This window comes from Algoriphagus vanfongensis DSM 17529 (genome assembly GCF_000429465.1).
GTDB lineage: Bacteria > Bacteroidota > Bacteroidia > Cytophagales > Cyclobacteriaceae > Algoriphagus > Algoriphagus vanfongensis.
In genome coordinates this window covers 774,853-798,823 of the sequence record NZ_AUBX01000010.1, presented here as the reverse complement: position 1 = coordinate 798,823, position 23,971 = coordinate 774,853, and the positions used below count along the sequence as shown (strand labels likewise).

At 43.4% G+C, this 23,971-nt stretch carries 13 protein-coding genes and 1 tRNA gene; 7 read left to right on the top strand and 7 right to left on the bottom strand.

Features of this window, described 5'->3' with window-relative positions; genetic code table 11:
• Positions 1 to 483 precede the first annotated feature (483 nt).
• The 3 genes from G460_RS0108655 to G460_RS0108645 are packed head-to-tail and all read left to right on the top strand — an operon-like array spanning position 484 to position 4,688.
• A complete protein-coding gene (locus tag G460_RS0108655) occupies positions 484 to 1,965 on the top strand; it encodes a bifunctional ADP-dependent NAD(P)H-hydrate dehydratase/NAD(P)H-hydrate epimerase (RefSeq protein WP_026954981.1) in 1,482 nt (493 codons plus the stop codon).
• Between the two features lie 29 nt (positions 1,966 to 1,994).
• Positions 1,995 to 3,182 carry an MFS transporter gene (locus G460_RS0108650; RefSeq protein WP_026954980.1) on the top strand — a complete coding sequence of 396 codons (1,188 nt, stop codon included), beginning with the start codon at positions 1,995 to 1,997 and terminating at the stop codon, positions 3,180 to 3,182.
• A 9-nt stretch (positions 3,183 to 3,191) separates the two neighbouring features.
• Positions 3,192 to 4,688: a sulfatase gene (locus tag G460_RS0108645; RefSeq protein ID WP_245578714.1), complete on the top strand. Its 1,497-nt coding sequence runs from the start codon at positions 3,192 to 3,194 to the stop codon at positions 4,686 to 4,688.
• Between the two features lie 53 nt (positions 4,689 to 4,741).
• On the opposite strand, the gene asnS is transcribed toward G460_RS0108645, so the two are convergent.
• Entirely contained in the window at positions 4,742 to 6,193 is a 1,452-nt protein-coding gene (asnS, locus tag G460_RS0108640) for an asparagine--tRNA ligase (RefSeq protein ID WP_026954978.1), read from the bottom strand.
• A 175-nt stretch (positions 6,194 to 6,368) separates the two neighbouring features.
• On the opposite strand from asnS, the gene rpoN reads away from it, so the two are divergent.
• Positions 6,369 to 7,823 (top strand): RNA polymerase factor sigma-54, encoded by a 1,455-nt coding sequence (gene rpoN, locus G460_RS0108635; protein ID WP_026954977.1) that lies wholly within the window; start codon positions 6,369 to 6,371, stop codon positions 7,821 to 7,823.
• Positions 7,823 to 8,443, top strand: a complete 621-nt coding sequence (locus tag G460_RS0108630; RefSeq protein ID WP_026954976.1) for a hypothetical protein — start codon at positions 7,823 to 7,825, stop codon at positions 8,441 to 8,443. The genes rpoN and G460_RS0108630 overlap by 1 nt, the downstream gene beginning before the upstream one ends.
• 53 nt (positions 8,444 to 8,496) lie before the next feature.
• Here G460_RS0108630 and G460_RS0108625 read toward each other — a convergent pair whose 3' ends face one another.
• Entirely contained in the window at positions 8,497 to 9,243 is a 747-nt protein-coding gene (locus tag G460_RS0108625; RefSeq protein WP_026954975.1) for a porin family protein, read from the bottom strand.
• Positions 9,244 to 9,422: 179 nt separating this feature from the next.
• On the opposite strand from G460_RS0108625, the gene G460_RS0108620 reads away from it, so the two are divergent.
• Positions 9,423 to 9,496 (top strand) — tRNA-Arg (locus tag G460_RS0108620).
• Between the two features lie 113 nt (positions 9,497 to 9,609).
• Positions 9,610 to 9,846 (top strand): hypothetical protein, encoded by a 237-nt coding sequence (locus G460_RS0108615; protein ID WP_157366895.1) that lies wholly within the window; start codon positions 9,610 to 9,612, stop codon positions 9,844 to 9,846.
• Positions 9,847 to 9,891: 45 nt separating this feature from the next.
• Here G460_RS0108615 and G460_RS0108610 read toward each other — a convergent pair whose 3' ends face one another.
• The 5 genes from G460_RS0108610 to G460_RS0108590 form a co-directional block, all read right to left on the bottom strand.
• A complete protein-coding gene (locus G460_RS0108610) occupies positions 9,892 to 11,118 on the bottom strand; it encodes an MFS transporter (protein ID WP_026954973.1) in 1,227 nt (408 codons plus the stop codon).
• A 110-nt stretch (positions 11,119 to 11,228) separates the two neighbouring features.
• Positions 11,229 to 13,949: a FlgD immunoglobulin-like domain containing protein gene (locus G460_RS0108605; protein WP_026954972.1), complete on the bottom strand. Its 2,721-nt coding sequence runs from the start codon at positions 13,947 to 13,949 to the stop codon at positions 11,229 to 11,231.
• A 115-nt stretch (positions 13,950 to 14,064) separates the two neighbouring features.
• Positions 14,065 to 17,547: a T9SS type B sorting domain-containing protein gene (locus G460_RS0108600; RefSeq protein WP_157366894.1), complete on the bottom strand. Its 3,483-nt coding sequence runs from the start codon at positions 17,545 to 17,547 to the stop codon at positions 14,065 to 14,067.
• Between the two features lie 112 nt (positions 17,548 to 17,659).
• Complete coding sequence (gene yaaA, locus G460_RS0108595) at positions 17,660 to 18,412, bottom strand: peroxide stress protein YaaA (protein ID WP_026954970.1); 753 nt, start codon at positions 18,410 to 18,412, stop codon at positions 17,660 to 17,662.
• Positions 18,412 to 23,934, bottom strand: coding sequence for a T9SS type B sorting domain-containing protein (locus tag G460_RS0108590; RefSeq protein WP_026954969.1), 5,523 nt, complete (start codon positions 23,932 to 23,934; stop codon positions 18,412 to 18,414). Before G460_RS0108590 ends, yaaA begins: the two co-directional genes overlap by 1 nt.
• Between the last annotated feature and the right edge of the window lie 37 nt (positions 23,935 to 23,971).

Genomic DNA, 23,971 nt, shown 5'->3' with positions numbered 1-23,971 from the left:
ATGGTTGAGTATTTTTCTTGGATCTTATTCGTATTTCCTTTTTCCACCTAAACCATATTTTAGATTGATCGCATTAATCTTACTGCATAGATGGAAAACAGTTTTAGGCTTGAATTATCTATAGATTACTGCCTTAGTAAACTGTCGAGCTGTACAAATGATGATCATGTGAGATCATTGGCAATGATAAAGGCAATATTATCAGCGTACATTTTAATGGAATATATGAAAGTGATCAAATTAACTAGAAGCCTAAAATTCTGAGAGAGAAATACAAATGATGTTTTTTCTTTCCAAAGTGAAGGCCTTTTAAGTCCACTTATCAAATTAAACTCTAAATTCCTTAGCTCATCTTTTGATTACTTACTTTTTAAACTATTATGCTTGTATTTTTGGACTTCTATTTTGATTTGGTATTCAATCATTCAAAATCTTCTTATTATCTCATTGTCAAAAAAAGGATTAACACTTTGCTCACCAAGCATGATTAAAATACTGAAAGGTGAAAATGTAAAAGAGCTAGACTCTCGTTTTTGTAAAATAACAAAAACTCCATCCTTGGAGCTGATGGAAAACGCAGCTCGCTTTGTAGAGGAATGGTTCTATCAGCAACATTTTTCAAAAGACAGACAGGTACTGATTTTTGTAGGGGCAGGAAATAATGGAGGAGACGGACTGGCTATTGCCAGGCTCATCAGTCAAAAAAACTATCCAGTCCAAGTCGTCAAGTGTTTTGCAGAAAGTGCGAAATTAAGTCCTGATGCTGCACATAATTTGGAATACCTTCCCACACAAGTCAAAGAAGTTTTTCTGAAAGACTTTGAATCATCGGATCAAAATGTTGTGGTGATAGATGCTTTCCTAGGAGTCGGATTGCAGGGGGATCTACGTAAGGATGCACTGGAGGCGATCAACCAGATGAATGAACTGTCAGGAATTAAGATCGCTCTGGATATCCCAAGCGGGATGTACTCTGAAGGAGTAGTGGAGGACACATGCTTTATGGCGGATGTTACTATTTCCTTTGCCTTTCCAAAACTTGCTCTTTTGCTTCCGGAAAATGCTGCTTTCACAGGAAATTTGATCGTGGCAGATATAGGGATTGGGGATCAGTTTTACGGTGAATTTGAAGAGGATTTATTTTTTCTACAAAAGCATGACCTAGCAAAGCTTCACAGGATGTTTCATCGATTTTCTCACAAGGGAGATTTTGGCAAGATTCTCCTAGTAGGAGGAAGCCTAGGGAAAATGGGCGCTATGGTTTTGGCTTCCAAAGCGGCATTGCGAACTGGAGCAGGACTGGTGACATGCCATGTGGAAGAAAGCGAGCACCAGATTCTGCAGGTGGCAGTGCCCGAGGCTATGTGCAACTGGGGCTTGATTCCCAATGCCGACTACTACGATGCAGTGGGGATCGGCCCAGGCTGGGGAGTGGATCATCGCAAAAGCCTCTTGGAGCGACTCCTTAAAGACAATTCCAAGCCTATGGTAATTGATGCAGATGGAATCAATATTTTGGCGAAGCATCCAGAATTATTGGGTCAATTGCCGAAAAATAGTATTCTAACCCCTCATGTGGGAGAATTTCATAGGCTGGTTGGCAATGCTGAAACTCACTTAATCCGAATGGAAAAAGCCAAGTCTTTTTCTATCGAGCACGGACTAATCTTAATTCTCAAGGGAGCGAATACAGTCATTTCATTTCCAGATGGAAAGCAGGTAATCAATAGTTCAGGTTCTCAATTTATGGCGACAGGAGGTTCCGGAGATGTCTTGACAGGGATGATCACAGCATTTCTCGGGATGGGATATGCTCCCGAAAATGCAGCTTTGTGTGCCGCGTATCATCATGGGCTGGCAGGGGAACTTGCAGGAGAGAAAAAGAGACGTGGCACTATCGCTTCAGATATTATTCAAGAAATTCCAGAGACCTATTTGAAGTTGGGGGTTGATTCTTCAATCTGATCTTCTCCATCCGCTTTCAACATTTATTTATGAATAGAGAAAAACTAATCCTCTGGACACTCGCAGCGATCAACTTTATCCATATTGTTGATTTTATGATTTTGATGCCTTTGGGACCACAATTGATGCGGGTATTTGAAATTTCCCCGAGAGAATTTGGTCTCTTAGTATCTTCCTATACTTTCAGTGCAGGGATTTCAAGTTTTTTTGGAGCATTCTTCTTAGATCGGTTTGATCGAAAGCAAATACTGCTTTGGGTTTATATTGGTTTTACTGTGGCCACCTTGGGCTGCGCCCTTTCTCCCAGCTATTCCGTTCTTTTGATGGCACGTGTGATTTCGGGGCTGTTCGGAGGATTGACTTCGGCCTTGATTTTGGCAATCATAGGTGATGTGGTGCCCGATTCCAGGCGTGGAAGAGCCATGGGGCTGGTCATGGCGGCGTTCTCTGTTGCTTCTGTGCTTGGGGTTCCTCTAGGCTTGTTTTTGGCGAGTTTATCCGATTGGCACACCCCTTTTTATATTCTGACTCTTTTGTCGCTGGTCAGTTTGGGGATGATCATCCGGTTTATCCCTTCGATCAAAGACCATTTGAATCAAGAAGCCCACCGCCCTCATCCTGTCCAAGTGATTAAGCGAGTCACTTCGAATTCCAATCAAATGCGAGCGATCTCTCTGTCCGTCATGATGATGTTTGGTCAGTTTATGATTATTCCGTTTCTGAGTCCCTACAATGTTGCCAATGTTGGATTTACAGAGATGCAACTGACCTATATCTACATCGCAGGCGGGGCATTTACCATATTCACTTCACCTTGGGTAGGAAGACTTTCTGACAGATATGGCAAGCTAAAAGTCTTTTCCATTTTTATGGCGCTGAATGTCATTCCCATTGGAATCATCACCCATCTTGGAGTGACTCCAGTACCTTTGGTGTTGCTGGTGACGACTCTGTTTTTTGTCACATCTAATGGAAGATATGTGCCCGCTGCTGCGATTATCACCGGGACAGCTTTGCCGGAAAATCGAGGAAGCTTTCTGAGTTTTAATTCTGCGATTCAACAGTTGGCTACAGGGCTGGCATCCTTGATAGCAGGACTGATCATAGGTGAATCTGCCACAGGGCAATTGACCAATTTTAATCTGGTTGGATACATTGCAATTTTCTTTAGCCTGCTTTGTATCCCACTAGCCAGAAGAGTGAAAGTAGTCAGCTAGGGAAATACTATGAAAGAGTACATCGTGAAAGTAAGAGTGATTTGTTTGTTTATGTTTTTGTGGGCTTGTTTGATGCTTTCTGCCGAAAGTAAAGCTCAGAACGTACCAGTTGAGAAGCCTAATTTTTTATTTATAGCAGTAGATGACCTGCGGCCGGAGCTTGGGGCTTATGGGAAGGAATATGCTAAAACACCCAATCTGGATCGATTGGCTTCGCAAAGCTCAGTCTTTACCAATCACTTTGTCACCGTTCCCACATGCGGAGCTTCGAGGCATAGTATGTTAGTTGGGAAGCTGCCAAGAAGCAAAGCTGATCTCAGTAATATGGCTTCTGTACAGCATATTTCTTCGAAGTCAAAGTCGGAGAGGCCTTTGACATTTTTGGAGCAATTCAGGGATCAAGGCTATTACACGGTAGGGATAGGCAAAATATCACACCATCCGGATGGCTATGTCTATGACTATGCGGAGCCTAAAAGTGATGTACTGGAGTTGCCAGGAAGTTGGGATGAAATGTTGTTTGATCCTGGGAAATGGGAGACAGGGCACAATGCATTTTTTGGATATGCAGATGGAAGCAATAGGACTGGGAAAAACAAGCAGGTCAAACCTTATGAAGCTGCTGATGTGGCCGACACGGGCTATCCAGACGGTTTGACAGCCGAATTGGCGATCCAAAAGCTGGGAGAGTTGAAGGAGGAGGAGAAGCCCTTCTTTTTAAGTGTGGGCTTTTTTAAGCCTCATTTGCCTTTTACGGCTCCGCAAAAATACTGGGATCTCTACGAGGAATCTGAAATCCCTCTTGCACCATTTCCTCAAATTCCAGAGGGCTCGGCCAAAGCGAGTTTGCTGCAAAGTGGTGAATTTAACCAATATGCTCTCGGAGAGGAGAAGGCAAGTCTCGACTCGCAGCTTTCCGATGAATATGCCAGAAAGATCCGACATGCTTATTTGGCAGCAGTCAGCTATGTAGATGCTCAGATAGGGAAAGTTTTGGATGAACTGGAGCGGCAGGGCTTGGCAGAGAATACGATCGTCGTGGTGTGGGGTGATCACGGCTGGCACTTGGGGGATGATTTGGTCTGGGGAAAACATACCTTGTTTGACTGGGCATTGCAGTCCGTATTAGTGATCAGAAATCCAGCCCAAAAAGGGAATCAGGTAGATCAAATAGTCAGTTCAGTAGATATTTATCCTACGCTGCTGGACTTGGCTGGGCTGAGTTCAGCTTCTGATCTTGATGGCCAGAGTATGGTGGGCTTGATGCAAAATCCCAGTTTGCCCACCTGGAGAAATTCGGCTTATAGCTATTTCAATCGAGGCAATTCTGTCAGGACCCCAGATTATCGTTTGACTCAGTATTTCCGTACAAATGGACCGGAATATGAATTGTACGATCAGCAAGCCGATCCTTTGGAAACTAGAAATGTTGCGCCAGAAAATCTTGATGGACTTTCAGCTCTCAAATCATTGCTGGAAAAGGGGAATACGGGGATTTTTGATTAATAAAAAATCCCTGCCATTTCTGACAGGGATTAAATTTTAATATTTACTACGGATTAGAATTCAGCGTTTCCTGGAGTTCTTGGGAAGGCAATCACATCGCGGATATTGCCCATTCCCGTGACGAACTGGACCATTCTCTCGAAGCCCAAGCCGAAGCCGGCATGGGGAGTAGCTCCAAATCTTCTAGTATCCAAAAACCACCACATTTCTTCGGTAGGAATGTTCATCTCTTCCATTCTTTGAAGCAGGACATCCATTCTTTCTTCTCGCTGAGAACCACCGACGATCTCGCCGATACCAGGGAATAGGATATCCATCGCTGCTACAGTTTTGCCGTCCTCGTTTTGACGCATGTAGAAGGACTTGATGTCTTTCGGATAGTCAGTCAAGATCACTGGTTTTTTGAAATGCTTCTCTACCAAGTATCTCTCATGCTCAGACTGAAGATCTGCACCCCATTCCTCGATTAGGTACTGGAATTTCTTCTTCTGATTTGGCTTGGATCTTTTCAAAATCTCGATTGCCTCTGTGTAGGTGATTCTGACAAATTCATTCTCCAAGACAAACTTCAGTTTGTCTATCAATCCCATTTCTGAGCGTTGATCTGCAGGCTTGGATTTCTCTTCATCCAGAAGCCTTGACTCCAAAAATGCCAAGTCATCCATGCAATGATCCAAGGCATATCGGATCAAATACTTCAAGAAGTCTTCTGCCAAATCTGCATTGTCCTCGGCATCATAGAAAGCCATCTCCGGCTCGATCATCCAAAACTCCGCCAAGTGACGTGTCGTGTTGGAATTTTCGGCACGGAAAGTAGGACCAAAGGTATAGATCTCTGATAAGGCCATTGCTGCCAGTTCGCCTTCCAACTGACCGGAAACAGTCAGGTTTGCTTCTCTCTCGAAGAAATCCTGCTTGAAGTCAACCGCTCCCTCTTCAGTTTTAGGAGGATTTGCAATATCCAAGGTGGTCACTTTGAAAGTTTCCCCTGCTCCTTCCGCATCAGATGCTGTGATGATCGGTGTATGGATGTAGAAAAAGCCCTTGTCATTGAAGTATTGATGTACAGCAAAAGCCAAAGCATGTCTCACTCTGAAAACAGCTCCAAAGGTATTTGTACGCATTCTCAAGTGAGCAATCTCACGAAGAAACTCCAAAGAGTGTTTCTTAGGTTGCAATGGATATTTTTCAGGATCAGCCTCGCCCAATACCTCGATAGAAATAGCATTGAGTTCGGATGATTGACCGGAACCTTGAGATTCCACGACAGTTCCGGTGATTTTGAGACAGGCTCCGGTACTGCATTTTTTTAGAATTTCTTCAGAAATCAAATTGGGATCGGCTACTACCTGATAATTGGTGATGATGGAGCCGTCATTCATTGCAATGAAGGTGACGTTTTTATTAGAACGCTTCGTTCTCACCCATCCCATGATGGTAAGTTCACTGCCGATTGGATTTTGATCCAGAATGGTCTTGATTTTGACCCGCTTGTTGAATGCCATGATTTCTGATAAAGTTTAAAACAGCCTGAAAAGCCTATTTTGTATAGTCTGCAAAAAAACGATTAAATCAGCTTTTATTCAAAAAATTGCTTGTTTTTCCTAACTTTGAGTTCGGGGCTTTTTCTTGTGAAAAGGCCTTTTTTGAACCCAAATTGCAGGTTTTACCCTTTCATTGATGCAAAAGCTTAATCTTAGTCAGACACTTTCTCAGAAGCTGTCCCCACAGCAGATCCAGTTTATCAAGCTGTTGCAGGTTCCTACGGCCGAATTGGACGCTCGCATCGAGGAGGAATTGGAGGTCAATCCCGCCTTAGAAGAAGGTCGGGAGGAGAAGGAAGAAAATACCCAAGAAGAGTTTGAGGACTCGTATGAGGAAGATATTTCCACAGATGAAAGAGATCTCAATCTAGATGATTACCTCGATGATGAGTATGGAGGCTACAAAATGCAAGGGGATGGAAATTACAATTCGGACGAAGAAGACCGTGAGATTCCCATTTCTTCTCAGTCTTCTCTTCATGAGCAACTGATCCAACAATTGAATTATCTCAAGCTAGATGATCGACAAAAAATCATCGGTCAACAGCTGATCGGCAGTATAGAAAATGATGGATACATTCGCCGGGATTTGGAGGCGATTATCAATGATTTGGCATTCAGCCAAAATATAGAGACAGACATCGACGAACTCGAAGAGATCCTCCGCAAGATCCAGACATTCGATCCTGCCGGGATTGCTTCCAGAAATCTTCAAGAGTGTCTGATCCTCCAGCTGGAGCGAAAAGAGCATCCAGAAGATCCTGAGGTCCAAAATGCACTACGGATCATGAATGATTGCTTTGAAGAATTTACCAAAAAGCATTATTCTAAAATCCAGCGCAGATGTGATCTGACAGAAGAGGAAACCAAAGACGCTGTCAACCTGATCACCAAGCTAAACCCAAAACCGGGTGGAGTCTCGGAAGGCTTGGTGCGGACACAATATATCATCCCGGATTTTATCTTGACGAATAACTCCGGGAAGTTGGAGATCAGTCTCAATTCGAAAAATGCACCTGAATTGAGGATTTCCAGATCATATGCGGATATGTTTGATGCCTATGATAAGTCTGATAAAAAAGATAAAAAACTGAAAGAGACGGTCACTTTTGTCAAGCAAAAACTGGATGCTGCCAAGTGGTTTATTGATGCGATCAAGCAGAGACAAAACACACTGCTTCGGACAATGGAAGCTATTTTGCAATACCAGTATGACTTCTTCATCGATGGAGATGAGACCAATCTGAGACCGATGATCCTCAAAGACATTGCTGAAAAGATAGATATGGACATTTCCACTGTATCCAGAGTAGCCAATAGCAAAGCTATTCAGACTGAGTTTGGGGTGTATCCATTGAAGTATTTTTTCTCTGAAGGAATCTCAACTGACAGTGGGGAAGATGTGAGTAATAGAGAAGTGAAGTCAGTCTTGCAAGGAATGGTGGATCAAGAAGACAAGAAGAAGCCTCTATCTGATGATAAGTTGGTGAAAATGCTTAACAAGAGAGGCTATAATATTGCCAGAAGGACGGTCGCAAAATATCGAGAACAGCTTCAGATACCTGTGGCAAGACTTAGAAAAGAACTGTAGTGGGGAGAGTCATAGCACTGATAGTTTCCGTCGTATTTCAGCCTCTTTTAATTCCTTCCTTGGTCTTTGGGCTTATTTTGTTTGGAGTCCCTGAGGCGAGCAGTGTGCCCTATGAGTTTAAAATGAGGATTTTTTACCTCATTGCTTTGTCTACCTTGGTGATTCCCATGATTACGATTATCGGACTGAGGCTCAGTGGTACGCTCAAAAGCATCCATATGGCCGAAATCAGAGAGCGAATAGTGCCTTTCACGGTGACTTCGATTTATTTTTTGATGACGGTTTACTTTATGTATCAAATGACCGAATTGGATCCAATTCTGTGGCAAGCATTGGCTGTCATAGCAGTGGTAGTAGTCGTGCTGACATTGGTGACTTTGTTTTGGAAAATGTCTGCCCACATGACGGGAGTAGGGGGATTGGTAGCCTTGGTAGTCGTATTGGGAATTTGTTTCCCTACCTTTTCAGGGCTTTATCCTTTACTAGCGGCGTTATTGCTGTCAGGAGTGGTAGGTACTTCCAGATTGTATTTGGATGCTCACACTCCTCTAGAGATCTATGTAGGTTTTGGCTTCGGCTTTGTGTCCTGCTTTTTTGGCTTTATGTGGATCTGGACATAAAAAAAACCGAGTTTCTAGAAACTCGGTTTTTAAATTTTGTTGGGAGACTGTGATTAGAAAAGATTTACAGCTACTCCAAAATTGATTTGCTTAGCCTGATTTTCTACAGGACCCATATTTTCTTTAAAGACGTTGTTCAGTCCAAAGTAACTCCATACATAAAATCCCGGAGTGCCAGCCTTGAAAGTCAGTCCATATCGGATCTTTTCTAGGCCATAATCCTGAGCATTTTTGACTTTTTGCTCCAGTCCATCGGCATCTTTTACTTTTACCTTGGAGTGTGCATTGTACAACCATCCTACTTTACCGCCTACACTGACGCGGAAGCCTTTGTTGTAGTTTGCCGTATTGATGTGATAGGTCAGATCCAATGGGATGTCTACATAGTTGGCAGCAAAGGTGTTTTTGGAAATTGTGATATTATCTCCATAAATCTCCGTCAGCTCGACCAATTCACTTGACTCTGGGCCTTTGGAAGGGTCGCTCACAAGCGTGACATGATCTTTGAAAGCCATCTTGTCTGATCCGATTCCGACTCCTGGGCTAAGGGTAAAGCCTGAGCCAGCACCAAAAACGGCGAGTGGATATTGGTAGTAGATGTTGAAAGTTTTGGAAGCAAAAAACCGAGTACTCATGTCCTCTGGACGATTGTTGAGTAGGTTGAATCCAAATTCCACACGGAGATCTGCGGGGATATTGGGTCTTCCTCCGATGGGGATTTTAGGGGACTTGGTTTCTTCCTGAGCAAAAACAAATTGAACCAATGAAAATGCGAGTAGGAAGGAGAATATTTTTTTCATTAAAAGAGTGCTTAAATACTTGCTAGTGCGGGCAAAAATAGAAAATCCTTTAGGATTTAACCTGCTTTTAGTCTTAATAATTCTTAAGGGGAGCACTGGTATCGATTTGTTTTCTTCAAAAAACTTGAAGGAGAATGTTTGGATTCAAAGAGAATATAAATACCTTTGCAGACCGTTTCGGCCTCGTAGCTCAACTGAATAGAGCACTTGATTACGGCTCAAGAGGTTTCAGGTTTGAATCCTGACGAGGTCACAAAGCCCAGCTACAGCAGTTGGGCTTTTTTGTTTCCCACTTTTTTCTTGACCTTTGACTGATTACTTTAGAGTTAGCTTTTGTCAATATAGATGAGAAAATCCTTTTCAATCATGGTTTTGTCCCTGATGCTTCTAAATAGCTCCTGTGAAGGGGTATTGGAAGACATAGGTCTGAAAGATGTGAAAATCATCGAGGGCTCTTGTACGATTACCTTGAGCGATGGGAGTATCGTGACTAGCGAGGGGTTGGAGATTATGCTCAAGACTGAAACAATCACGTATCGGGATGAGGAAGGAAAGCTTTGGTCTCTCTTTAAGAATGACTATCAAAGTTATTCCTGTCAATAGAAATTGAGCATAAAAAAAGCAGCCCGAAAGCTGCTTTTTTGAGTTTTAGTGAGCTGCGGCAGCAGCTGGTTTTTTACCTTTTTGCCAGAAATAGAAGATTGTAAACAATACGATCAATATAATCGGGAAAAGCATCATTTTCTGCAAAGTGTCTTGTCCTGTTGCTAATTGCAAAGCTTCTCCAGAAAGACCTTTCGCAGTGTTTTCGATTGTAGAATTGTCAATCCAGCTACCAATGATTGGCTGAAAGATCCCTGAGGAGAACATGCCGACGGCTCCGATAACTGACATTCCCAATGCACTACTCAATGGTACTCTTTGAGCAACTGCTCCTACCATCACAGGCCAGAAATAAGCGTATCCAAGCGCATAGATGATCGCTGCGAGGTAGGCTACAGGGCCTTCCACCACACTGAATAGGTAAATGCCGATTGCAGCGAATATTGCTCCGAAAAGCAACACGCCAGTTTGGCCTAAAGTCGATACCACTGGACCAGCAAAGAATCTCAACACAGTCACAAGACCGGCTGTCAATGCCAAGATGATCATAGGGTCAGCTCCACTACTTCCCAAAATCACTTCTACCCATTGACCAGGTCCGAATTCTGAAATCGCTGTCAACGCCATACAGATGATTAGAAAAATGTATAGTGGTGAAAACATTGCCTTGAGATTGCTGCTGAGAGAAGTAGCTTCATTTGACTGTGGCTCAGGGAATGTTTTGCCTGCGAATAATACTGCATAAGTGATTGCAGGAACCATGATCACACCCATTTGAGCTTGCCAGCCCAAATCCATACTTGTCATGAATTTTGAAATCAAGGAGCCAAGTACGATTCCTCCAGGGAACCACATGTGAAAGCGGTTGAGCATCTTGTTCATCTTGTCACCAGAGTACATGTCTGCAATCATAGGATTACAAGCCGCTTCTGTACATCCTGTACCTAAGCCGATACAAAGCATAGAAATAAGAAGCCCGGTATATCCACCAGCAAAAATTGTCAACAAAACTCCCAAAGTATGTGCTACGAAAGCAATTCTCATGATGTTTTTGGGGCCAATGGAGTGGTAGAAAAGGCCACCAATAACCATTGAGATAGGGAAGCCGAAAAACCACATGGAATTGATATATCCGAGTTGCTCTCCAGTCAGGTCAAATTCTGCACCTAGTTGGGATAAAATCCCCGCTCTAATAGAAAATGAAAGTCCCGTGGTAATGAGGGCAAAACAACTTCCATTAAATAAAGCAGTGCGATTAATAGCTTGCGTCATAGAATAGGTTTTTTTGGATTAAGAATAAATTTTCAATCGTAGAAATCTGCTGAAAATAGGAAAAATATCGGACTCCGACTTTTCCGCCAATATAAATTTTAAAAATATGACTACTCGATGACTAGCAATGAGCCAGTTATCTTTTCTTCAAATCCGTAGGTCGGATTTTTGGCCATCAAAACTACCACGTACGTGCCTGCAGGCACTTTTTTGCCATCTAGCATGGTTCCGTCCCATTGTAAAACCGGAGCCTCCGGCGCAATCTCCACACTGTCTGCCTGATAGATCAAGGCACCTTGTCTGTTGAGGATAAAAAGCGAAGCCTCGGTGACTCCTTCTGAGAGGATCACTTGGAAATTACGAGCTGGATCTCCAGCAATCATGGCGTTGGGAAATACGACTTCAAAATCGCAGGCATCGTAGGTCGTAAAAGAACCTGAGAACTCACAGCCATCTATAGTAGTCACAACCAAAAAATATTCACCTACTTGGGTAGGTTTATACACGCGTGAAGTTGACACGAGTTGTTCTCCAAAGTACCACTCATACGTAGCAAATTCACCAGGATCAATGCCTGATAAAGTGTTTTCCTTGGAGCAGATAGCATAGCTGTCATCTAAAAGGGGAGGAGTCAATAGACTGCTGTTTTCTACCGCAACCAGATTTCTGCCTATTTCACAGCCCAAACTATTGTAGGCGACAGCTTCATAGGTCCCCGGGCGATCAATTTCTATTTCGAAAAGACCATCAAATTGTACCAGTTCTTCTCTATTGTCCAGTGAGTCATAATAGATCCATTCCGTATCGACGACTTCTTCTTCATTTGTGGACAAAGTGACCAATCCCAATCCTGGATCAGGGCAAATTTTAGTTGAGGTAAGATCCATTGGTACGGAGGTGATCTGCGGCTCAACTTCAAACTCCACCGGGACTACAGGACAATACCCGCTTTCTAGTGGCTGTACTACCAAAGAATACAGTCCCACTCCCCTCGGGTAAAACTCTGGACTTCGTCCTACGATTTCTCCTTGATCATTAAGCCACCTGATACTGGCTTCTTCAATGGTAATGCCGTTTAGGTCGATGATGTACTTAATGGGGTCAAAGCATTTTTCAATAGCCAAGACAGGTGCAAAAGAAATAGAAGATGAAAAGGTGGCAGTGAAATCTATAACTTTCGGGCAAAGCGAAGTATTTCCATCTCTACTTTCACCATAGATGGAATACGAGCCCGCCTCTGTCAATGTAAATGATTGACCAGCGTTGATGCTTTGGCTTTGACCGTCAGGATAGGTGAGCGTGAAGCGCAGATTCTGATCTGTGTCAGGTTGAAGGATGAAAGACTCACAAATATTCAAATTCGTAGGTATAGTATACTCTACGTGTGGTGCATTTTCTATTTCAAATGGAATGATCGGGTAGGTGCAACCATCAACCTCCAGCTCAAGAAAATAGGAGCCTTGATTTAGATTTACCACAAATTCTCCGGAAGCAGGGATGGCGTCTGTCTCAATTTCTCCTTGTCGGGTAGATAGGACTCTGTAGGTGCCAGATGTGAAGCTTGTTCCTAGATCAACCTCAATACTTCCAGGGGCTACACCAGTGGGGCTACATGTTTCGGGGGAGATAATTGTGGACGGAGAAGTTGATCCGCCAGAGTTGCTAGAGTCCAGCACTAATAGCGAAGTCGTTTGACAACCGTTTTTCTCCAGAAAAATGGTGTAAATCCCAGTTTTAAGATTAGATATCGGAAAACTCTGACCGGCTACTTGAGGGCCTCCGGTGATATTAAGCTCGGGTATGGAGAAGCCATCAATGTCATTTTGAAAAGCAAGCTCAAAACTTCCGTTTGCAAGACAAGGATCTGGTTCAATAGTGTTTTGGATGCTGATTTGAGGACTCTCAAGAAGTTCAAAGCCTACAATTCTTTCGGAAATACAATCTGGATAATCCTCCGTCGTGGTCTGAAAGGATACTATATAGAGACCTGGTCCTGCCAATTCAGAAGAGGGAATCTGGATATCAAAAGCATTTCCCAAGGATCTGCGGGCCCCTGTAAAGTCTTTTTGGATAAACCATTCTCCAGAAAGTGGTGTGTCTAGTCCGACAGAAATGGATTCTCCTTCGCAGATTGTAGAAGAGGAGGTGGTGATTTTGAAGTCTATCGGAGGACCAACAAATGTGGAGCCAGTGATCAAGCAAGATTGGCCTCCAGCTGCATTCGTTTGATAAAGTTCAACTAAATGAAATCCTTCATTGTAAGTCATCAACTCATTTCCAGTTCCCAATAAGTTACCCTCAATATCTTTCCACTCGATTGTATAGTCGGATAAATTCGGCATTTCGGGATCCAGAGCAGTTAATAGAGCATAAGATCCTGCGCATAAGAGGTAGTCTGGCAACAAAGCCAATTCTGGTCCCTCTTCCACACTGACTGGTTTGGTTTCCTCGTAATAAGATGAATTAGTACCGCGTCTGACTCTAAGGTGGATGCTATAATCTCCATTTTCGGAAAAAACGACCTGAATTGTTTCCAGTTGTTCTCCACCATTGCGGCTCAGAATTACATTTCCTGATGGATCGAATACAGTCCACTCGTAGACATCGCCTATATCACCACCGGCACTATAGGTGCCGACTACGGTCCCAAAAATATTGCATAGCCCATCTGGACCTACAATTTGAGGTTCTGCAAATTCGGAATATACGCGGGGATTCGAGTTCTCTTTTAAAGCTGGTGCCTCGCTTGCGAAGCTGGTACTTGCAGTCAGCAGCATCCAGATAGAGAGTATCCCAATCTTCCATTTTGGAAATTGAGCCTTTTCAGACAAGGGTCTATACTTTTGGGGTGATGAGCAAAATTACATCCTTTTTGCTTTTAGAAATTTTTCTCAGGCAGAAAAGGCAAAAAATATTCCAAAATGCACTGAAGAGGATATTTCTTAATCAGTCAATCACCATGATAGAACCTAGATATTCTTGACGGATATTTTTCTCAATATTTCTATAATTAACCCGCAATGTATAAGCTCCATTGGGGATTTTGTCCCCATTCAGGTAGCCGTCCCATGGACAGGTAGATTCCTCACTGATGAGAGAGTTGTTTTGGCAGTGAAAGATCAATTCTCCCCATTGATTGAAAATCCAAAGTTCCAGCTCATCCACTAGATAGTTAGTGTAGATTAAAAATGGCTTATCTGAATGTCCCGGTGTCATAGCTGTAGGGAAAATGACTTTTAGCTCACACTCTTCCTCTGTCACAAAAGTGGCTTGATAAGCACATCCTTCTAGGCTATAGACGATGAGTTGATAGCTTCCCACCTGAAGAGGCTTGAAAGTAGGACTGGTAGATACAAGTTGCTCCTGATTGTACCACTCATAAGAAGCAAAATTTCCGGGATCGATAGTAGGGCCAATGGAATATTTGGGACATACTTGATAGCTTTCTTCTACCTCTGGCCTCACAGTGTCTTGGCTGCGCAATAGTAGTACCTGATCAGTTCCCAACAGACAAGGGATCTCATCCAAGGCACGGACTTCATAAGTGCCTTCTTGAAGAGCTAAAATTTCCAGTTGATTGGTAAATTGATTCAGCTGTGACTGATTTCCTTCCAAATCTGTAAACCACCATTCAAGCCTAGTAAAGGTTTCCATGTCAGCACTCGCAGTTAAAATGGCTGATTCGGCATCAGGGCAAAGTGGATCTGCAGTCAGGCTGATGTCAACACTGAAAACAGGAGGTTCTTGAATGAATTCAATCGGAGGATAAGGGCAGGGAGTAGAGTTTACTGGCTGAACAAGGACACTATAGGTGCCGGGTCCGGGTAAGGTAAGGAACTCATCTGTACCAATGATAGCCCCCTCTTGATTCATCCAGCTAATAGTAACTTCCTCTATAGGATAATTTTGGATCTGAGCTTGATAGGTGCGCGTGCCGTCACACAATGCCTCAAAAAGAACCGGCTCAAAAATGACTGGCTCTGTCTTTTGCACGATTATTTCCTTTTGCTCAGGACAGAATGGGGTAGGAGAATCTTGGTCAAATGCAAGGAAGGTATATGTGCCCACTTGGTCCAAAGTGAAACTTTGTCCCGTGACTCCTTCCTCTATGGATCCATCCGGGGCAGTTACAAAAAAATCCAAATTATCACTGGTCTCTGGTGTCAATTCATAACTTTCACAAATGGTGATTTCTTCAGGAATATCAAATAGAACTTTGTCTGGAGTCAGATCCAGCTGAAATGTAGCCCTGCCGAGTTCACAATTTTTATTGATTGCAGGAATAATGCTGTAGACAGAAGCCTCATAGGTGCCGCCTGTTCTAGTAGTAATTTCCCAAAGCTCATTAAACTCTGGAAGTTCAATAATATCACCATTGGAATCAAATCTCCTCCATCTGATATGGGTGATTTCTTCAGGAAAAGTCGACTCTAAACTAACTATAGCTTCTGGCCCAAACTCACAAAGTTTAGTGGATAAAATACTGAGATCAACTTCTAGAATAGGTTCCTCAATTAGAAAAACCTTTGGTGGATTTTGGCAAGCTTGACTATTGGCAGGCTGGACATCTAATTTGAATTCTCCAATCGAAGTAGGAAACATACTTTGGCCAGTTCCTATCAGCTCATCATTTTCATTATACCATGAAAAAATCACAGAACTAGGGTCTCGTCCATTGATTTCGGCGAAGTAAGTTCGATTGCCAAAACAATCTTGTTTGATCAAAACAGGTTCGTAATCAACTGGCTCTACTACAAATACCTCAAATTCCTTAGCGGTTGGACAGATAAGAGGGTCGCTAGAATGACTTCCGATGAGCTTATATGTTCCTGCTGCATTGATCTCAAAAGCTTCATCTGTATTTTTAGTAATTATCGTTTTGTCAGGGTATTCAAGTTTAAAGACTAAGTCTTGACTAGTGGAAGGAATAAGATCAAATGATTGGCAAATTGTGAGCTCGTCAGGTACATAAAACTCTGTAAGTCCCAGGCCCGGAACATCAATTAATTCAGCCTTAGGCAGGCTGCAACTATCTGTGCTATAGAGTTCAAAATAATACCTGCCGCCTGGAATTTCGATATTAAGACCAGAAGTGCTTTCAAGTAGTGAGCTTTGGACTTCCGCACCTTTTTCATTGATTACTCTATAGGATCCGTCAAATGGACCATTTGTAAATAAGACATCAAAAGAACCCAAGGTTTTGCCATCTTCAGTACACATTTCTCCCTGAATATCTGTAATGCTAAATTTTAGAGATTCTGGAGGGTCAGTGAGGGAAACTACTGATCCAAGTGTATTGATACAGCTTCCCAAAACTCCTACCATACTGTAGGCTCCAGATTCTAAATTGGTAAATTCAAAGGTGTCACCCGGGGAAAGAGGAGGGGATACTACTCCTATTCCTTCAATAAAGATGTAATCCAAAGGAGTTGTTGCTTGTATCGTCAGGGACCCATCATAGACTTTGCAGCCAGATGCCCCAACAGAACTTACAAGAAAGAAATCTGGCTGAGGAAAGTAGGTTAAAGTGGTCGATTTTTCAACCAAACATGCTCCAGTAGAAGAATCTGGGATAAAAATAATCGAATAATTTCCCTCGCCATTAAGATTTTGATTCGGGAAAATATTTATAGTGTTCCCATCAGCAAGGTAGTTTCGTGTTCCAGTTCCATTTTTTTCATAAAACCAACTACCGGACACTTGAGGATCAGTAGCAAATGTCACTTGCAAATCTGGACAGGCGTCATTTGCACTTTGAGTAATTTGGTAATCATTTACTCCCTCTACTGATGTGCTGAGTTCCGAAAGACATACAGATGTGCCTAAGATATCCTCGAAATAAAATTTGACGTCGTATATACCTGGGCTGTCCACTTGTATTGTATTTGTAGTCCCTAATATGGTTCCTTGTTCATTCTTCCATTCAAATAGATAATCTGAAAAATTGGTAGTAGATGGTGATATAGCTGTTAATTCAACAGTGCTGGAGCCGCATAATTGGTAATTAGATTGTAAAATTACTTGAGGCCCGCGAATAAGTTCCACTTCTTTAACTTCGTTATAAATAATTGGATTTCCTCTACTGACCGTTAACTCTACCCGGTGTGTCCCGATCAGAGAAAATGTGTAACTAATCGTCTGGAATCCCCCGGATCTTTCAAATAACAATTGTCCGCTTGGGCTAAAAATCTTCCATGAATATGTATCTGTATTTGGATTCCCGCCACCTGAAAAATCTCCGATTATACTCCCAAAAACATTGCATAGCTTATCAGGTCCAGTGAGCTCGGGATCTGCCATTTCCTGAGCTTCCAAGACAGTAGGATTGGAAGTAGGTCTCAGATCAGTCCACGCAAAAGCCAAGCTGGCACTTACCACTAGGGTAAGCGCTAAAAATATAAAATGCTTTTTTGCTGGTCGTAACTTCAAAAGTCTTGGTGAGTAGATTTAATCCCAGACCTCTAAACTACCACAAATCTAAGGTCAAAAAAAATCCAGAGATTAGATTTTAATCTCTGGATTTACTTGACTTTTAGGGTGCTTACCTGACGAATACCCAGTCTGATTCAGAACTTAGACTTTCAGAAAACTCATATTTTTCCTCATTGAACAATTTGAGGTCTTGCGGGGAAGTGATTTTGTTTTTGATTGCGTAATTACACATCATCCCTCTAGCTTGCTTGGCAAAAAAACCGATGACTTGATAGTTGCCTTCTCGATGCTCTTTGAAATGGATGGTAGTGACAGGTGATTTAAGGGTTTTGACATCTACGGCTTTAAAATATTCCTGAGAGGCCAAATTGATGATAGGCTGGCCATCAGCTGCGGTATTAATGGCTTTGGCTATTTTTTTGTCCCAATATTCGTAAAGGTTTTTACCTTTTTTGGTTTCCAGCTTGGTCCCCATTTCCAACCTATAAGGCTGGATCAAATCCAACGGTTTTAATAATCCATAAAGACCCGATAAGATTCTCAAGTGATCCTGTGCAAAATCAAAGTCTTCCTGAGAGTAATTGTCCACATCGATCCGGGTATATACATCTCCCTTAAATGCCAATAGCGCCTGTTTGGAGTTTTCCAGGTTGAATTCTTTTTCGAAAGTTTTATAACGCTCCTCGTTGAGATTGGCCAGATTGTCACTTACATGCATCAGTTTAGCGATGTCTTCAGCAGACTTTTTTTTCATCACAGAGACAAGTGCCTTGATGTCAGATGTGAAGTCTGGTTGAGTGAAATCCTGAATGGATGGACTGCTGTAATCGAGGGTTTTGGCAGGAGAAATTAAAATAAGCATTATTGAATGATAGTTACCGCTTTGGTGATTTGTTCAGTTTTGTTTTGATCTCTACTGGTAAACTTCACGAGTACGGCATATGTTCCATTTGGCACCGTTTTTCCATTGACTATCCCGTCCCAAGGACAAAAAGGTTGGGCTGGTTCGAGATTTTCATGGTCACAATGGAAAATCAATTCTCCCCAACGATTAAAAATAAAGACCTCTGCAAAGTCAATGTATTCATTGGCATAAAGGATGAAATTTCTGGTAGGATCATCCAAAACTACCCCTGTAGGGAAAATGATTTTGAGATCACAATCTTCGATTACTTCAATAGATGCACTGTATGAACAGCCCAGGTTATCAGAGACTGTCAATTCGTAGATGCCTGGAAGTGTAGGTGTGAAGATGGCATCTTGGGAGATCTCTTCTCCATTCAAGATCCATGAATAATTGTCATAGTCTCCGGGATCCAAACTAATTGAATTCCCCTCAATTGCACAGATGGTAATACTGGAAGGCAATACAGGTGGAACAATAACAGACCGGGCTACCACTCCAGAATCCCTACCAAGATCACATCCTGCTGCACTTCTGAGTAGTACCTCGTAGGTGCCTTCCACTGCTGTATCGATGATAGGCATGTCATCGTATTGAAACAGTCTCGTTCTGGTACCGCCTTCTACTAGATACCACTCTATTGCAGCTACATCTGTCATGTCTGCCAATACAGCCAAAGTGGTACTCGTCTGATCTACACAGAATGGAGTGACATCCAGCTCTACATCTACAGACAGTTCTCTCAGTTCAGCGGTAAATGAGATAGGGGTGCTCTGACAAAGTCCGCCATTCTGAGGCTGGACTTCCAAACTATATTCGCCATCTCTCGGAGGTGCAAAACTTTGCTGTCTTCCCACTATGACTCCCAAATTATCTCTCCAGAGAAAGGTCACATCGGCAGGATCTGCATTGTTCAGTTGTGCTTCATAGCGAACTCCCGTTTGACAGTCATCTATCGGACCGATTAGTTGGTAGTCTAGAGTTTGTGTGATAGTAGCATTGATTTGAATTTCCCTTGGGCAATTCACTCCGCTCGGATCTTCTCCCAACAGTGTGAAAACCCCTGTTTGACCGATTGTGAACTCCCCATTTGCATCGGCTGGAATTACATTTCCAAAAGGCCCTGTCAAGGTAAATGTCAATCCATTGTCTGGAGTTGGTTGGAATGTGAAGCTTTCACAGGCTGTAAAATTGGTAGGAGCAGAGAAGTCAACTTGGAATATCTCAGTAATCTGAAAGCCTCCATTGTTGGTGGGATTGGAGCATCCATTTGAATCCAATAACTCAAAATAATAGGTCCCATGAGGGAGTAAAACTGTAAATCCAGTGGAATTGGTGAACATGCCAGAAAACACCTGCCCATTCTCCTGACGTGTGATTCTATATTCTCCACTTTGAGGACCGTTGTTGAAAAAGATTTCCAATCCGCCGTCTTCGATTCCAGTTGGTCCGCATTGTTGCCCTATCAGATTCCAACCGTAGTCGGATAGGGAAGCAGGCGGATTTTCATTGCCGATTACTTGGGACTTGGTTTGAGTACAGCCGAATTCATTTTCTGCGACAACGGTATAAAGTCCAGGAAGTAGGTCTGGTACCTGAAGAAAATCTCCAGCAGAGACGTTGGTAAAGGTCAATCCTGTTTCCAATATTGTCACAGTCGTGGCAGAAGATCTGAAAATTATTTGAAAAGCTCCATCGGCAGTACTGCAATCAGTCGCATCACCCAGGACCGCATTGTCAAAATCAGGGAGTGCATTGACTAGCAGATCCATCGACTTTTCCACCACACAGCCTTCCAAGATGGGGTCCTCCGTCACGAAGATGATTTCATAATCTCCCGGTCCCGGAAGATTGTCTATCCAGAGTTCTAATTCAAAATATTCACCCAGAGAAACTCTGTTGCCATCTTCATTCAGCTCATAAAACCATTCTCCAGAAATCGGAGTGTCCGGAGCAAAATTAACCACAGTCTCTTCATAGCAAACTTCCTGAGCGTCCTGATTGATTTCAAACTCAAATGCAGGTCCTACAAATACCTCTGCCGTGGCTGGACAAGTTTCGTATAGCTCAGCTTCTTCGTCGGTCAGTCCCTCAGGCAACCTAAACGTGACGGTGACGGTGTAGATGCTTTCATCCTCAACTGTGATCGTATTGGAGTTTTCATCACCATATACCTGACCAGCAGCATCCGTCCATTGGAAATCATAAATTCCTTCCGAAGGATCATAACCATCAATGGCTGTCAACGTCACAGGATTGCCCGAACAAAGGGTAGCATCTGTAGGTAAAGTCAAAACTGGGGGAGCATCTACTTGGATTTCTATGCTGTCGTTGAAGTAGTTTTCAGTAGCACATCTGGTGACGTCCAATTCCACGGTATAAGTACCTGGCTCTGAGAAAACCTGATCCAAGGTCTGGAATTCATCTCCGGGCCCTCCAAAATTGGACAGGATCACAGTCCCATCGTCACGGGTGATGGTCCAAAAATAACTGTCAATGTCCGGTTCGCCTCCTCCTTCTATCAAAGCTGAAGCTCCCTCTTCAGGGTCTAGACAGAGCCTTTCTGGAGCTACCAAGGCAGGTTCAGGAATAGAGCTTCCGCTATTTTGAACAAAGCTTGGCAGACCCAAATTGGTAGTGCCAGGCATAGGTTCCACTGCATCCATATTAAATGTACTATTGGCACCGCAGCTTGAACCAACAGCGATTTGACCGATCTGATTGGATCCGACGACGGCTACGTAAATGTTGCCATCAGGCCCTATTTGAAGCGCTCCAATATCAGAAGGGACATTGTTAATAGTATTTCGGGTACTAAGAATACAAGCTTCGATCTGAGGACGGGTGGAGGCCCCATCAAAGCAGGCTGGACAAGTGGCAGCTTCAGGATCGTCATTTTCTACCGCTTTGATTGCAAATTCTTCAATTCCTGGTCCTCCGTTGCGGTAGGATACGAATACTTTTTCTCCACTATCCGAGAACTCGAGACCATATACATCCCCATCGCAGCCTAGGTCTATTCGAGCATATTCGGTCATTTCACCTGTGTCGGCATCAAAGTCAAAAATCTCCAACTTATTACAGCCTCCTTCGGAAATCGTCACAGCCACCTGCGATCCATCTGGGCTGAATTTCATAGCGCCTACACCAGAATTAAATCCATGACTTGATCCTACAGAGCTCATCACAGGCTGACCGATACCTTGAGAGGAGACAGGGTATGCCCGGAAAGTATTATTGCCCAATTCATGAAATAATACCCATGTGCTATCTCCACCGGAGAATGCTGCTGAATGCTCAGTGGAAGGGCTAAAAAGAAAGTTGTCTTTCGTGACGATATTTCCTACTCCCTCTTGGTTGTCGGACTTGATGTCCACTAGAGAAAATTTCACCTCATTAGTTCCATTGGCACTTTGCTGAGTGGTGAATAGATAAAATAGGGTTTGCTCCTGAGGCACAGGTACAGCAATGACCCCTTGGCTCGAACCATTATCTCCACCTATCGCATCCCCATTTTCCATCAGAGTGCCGTTCAGGTCCCAGACAGATTCTCCATCTGTAAAAAACAACACTTGGCCAGTTTCATCCGATATAGTTGTGGTCCCGGCAGGAATATTCTGTGGATGCCTTTCGGCGATCGGCCTCGGAGTAGGGGCATTGGGATCATCAGGATCTGGATTAAAGTCCAGACCCGCTCCATCACCAAAATACCAGATGTTATTACTTTGATCATCGAGATCCCAGACTTTGACTCGGATCTCTGCATATGCGTAGCAGGATGACCCAGGTTCTCTGACAAGTACCCAATACAATCCCGGAAGACACACTTCATTTTCATCGCGGCTAGTCCATCCTTCATCTCGATAGTTGGACCAGAAGTATTCATAATTTTCTCCTCCTGAACCGGGGGCTTCTCCGCCCTGCTCTCCCTCAGCACTTTGAGCTTGGAGCAAGGCTGCTATATCCACGCATTGCCCCTCACAGATAGTGGTGTCGGAAGGGTTGAAATTTGCCTCTAGGTTATTCTCTGTCAGAGGGATGTCCTTAGTGACTGGCGCAGAAGTGGTGCCGTCTGCGTAAGTAACTACGAGTGTGACTGATACGCTCTGTCCCTGAGTGGCGTCAGCCGGAATCAAAAAGTGCTCCTGCTCGTAATCCGCGTCCAATGGATTGCCGTCCGAGTCCGTCAATGGAGGATTAAACTGCCAGTCGAAAGATACTGGCTGATAATTTTCTGGCGTGATCACACTGGTCAGCTGGACTGGGTTGTTGGCACATGGCTCTTCCGGTTCCCAAGTGAAATCAACGGTGGCTCCTACATCAGCATTGGGTGCAAAAGTAGGAAAGATCGTTCCGCAAAAATCAGTTCCTGTAAAAGGGTCGATTTCCACTTCAATCAAAGCAAGATCAACTTCATTAGGGTTGGTCACTCGGCCGATGAGTTGGGGACCTCCGTCCACTTCTTCGTAGATGAAATACAGCTCGCCATCTGGACCAACTTTCAAATCGTAAACACTAGATGGCTGAGGGTCCAAAGGAATCTCTTCTGGAGTGGCTCCAAGGTCAGAGCTTGGAACTCTGAAGAGCTGATTTCCTCGAGAAAAATACAGGAATTCACCATCCGGAGAATAAGTCGCTCCTTCGATAGGATCTGTCCCTCCAGATTCTGAGACGGGATTGGGACTACCGAAAGTTCCTCCGCTGGTGTCAAAATCCAACACCAAAATATCCTCTCCGGCATTTTCGGGGATCAAGATTAATTGGCCATTATCCTCATCGTAAAGAATAGCCTTGGGAGTGAAAGGGATACTTTCACTAGATGTCTCTGTAAAGCTACCGGAAGTATCATCCAGTCTTCTGGAGATGAGATTACCTCCGTCAAAACTGATTAAATAGGATGGAGAAGAGGGGGATTTGACTACTAAAATTGCGCCCTGTGCATTGCCGATTACTTGGTCTTGTTCTGTGATTTCCCCTAAAGGTCTTTCATTACCGGTGGCCTGACCGGGAGCATTCATGTCGATAAGGGTGTAGAGCAATTGTCCGCCAGGTGATACATAGAAAAGATAAAAAAGCTTATTACCCTCGGGATCATACTCCAAAAAACCTGTCGCCACTTGTTGCCGTGTGTCGATGGGACCATTCAGATTTCCGACCTGCCCCTGAATCGGAGCCCCGCTGTAATCATAGACGATGGAGCCATTCGAGTAGAAGAAGGGTTGGCCCGTGATTGGGTCAATCGCCAGCGAATTGCTGTATTTGTCTACAATGACCGAGCCTGGGAGGGTCTGAACGCTTGGGTTGGTGCCTTTCCCGAAGGACAAATAACTGTTTTCAGTGCTTCCTCCGCAGTAGCCGAAAATCCATTCATTGTCGTTGAACCCCTGCGCTTTACTGGATTCAGGACTGAAAATCCAGCAAAACAGAGTTAAAATCGGGAAAAAAAGTAGGATATGTATGGAATGCGGCTTGCTTTTCATAATTTTCGAACTGCTTACTAAAACAACCAGATTTGGA

What these genes read in the sequence shown, in the direction of transcription:
- G460_RS0108655 (WP_026954981.1), top strand. Translation starts at nt 484, where the DNA reads ATGATTAAAATACTGAAAGGTGAAAATGTAAAAGAGCTAGACTCTCGT.
- G460_RS0108650 (WP_026954980.1), top strand. Translation starts at nt 1,995, where the DNA reads ATGAATAGAGAAAAACTAATCCTCTGGACACTCGCAGCGATCAACTTT.
- G460_RS0108645 (WP_245578714.1), top strand. Translation starts at nt 3,192, where the DNA reads ATGAAAGAGTACATCGTGAAAGTAAGAGTGATTTGTTTGTTTATGTTT.
- asnS (WP_026954978.1), bottom strand. Translation starts at nt 6,193, where the DNA reads ATGGCATTCAACAAGCGGGTCAAAATCAAGACCATTCTGGATCAAAAT.
- rpoN (WP_026954977.1), top strand. Translation starts at nt 6,369, where the DNA reads ATGCAAAAGCTTAATCTTAGTCAGACACTTTCTCAGAAGCTGTCCCCA.
- G460_RS0108625 (WP_026954975.1), bottom strand. Translation starts at nt 9,243, where the DNA reads ATGAAAAAAATATTCTCCTTCCTACTCGCATTTTCATTGGTTCAATTT.
- G460_RS0108615 (WP_157366895.1), top strand. Translation starts at nt 9,610, where the DNA reads ATGGTTTTGTCCCTGATGCTTCTAAATAGCTCCTGTGAAGGGGTATTG.
- G460_RS0108610 (WP_026954973.1), bottom strand. Translation starts at nt 11,118, where the DNA reads ATGACGCAAGCTATTAATCGCACTGCTTTATTTAATGGAAGTTGTTTT.
- yaaA (WP_026954970.1), bottom strand. Translation starts at nt 18,412, where the DNA reads ATGCTTATTTTAATTTCTCCTGCCAAAACCCTCGATTACAGCAGTCCA.
- G460_RS0108590 (WP_026954969.1), bottom strand. Translation starts at nt 23,934, where the DNA reads ATGAAAAGCAAGCCGCATTCCATACATATCCTACTTTTTTTCCCGATT.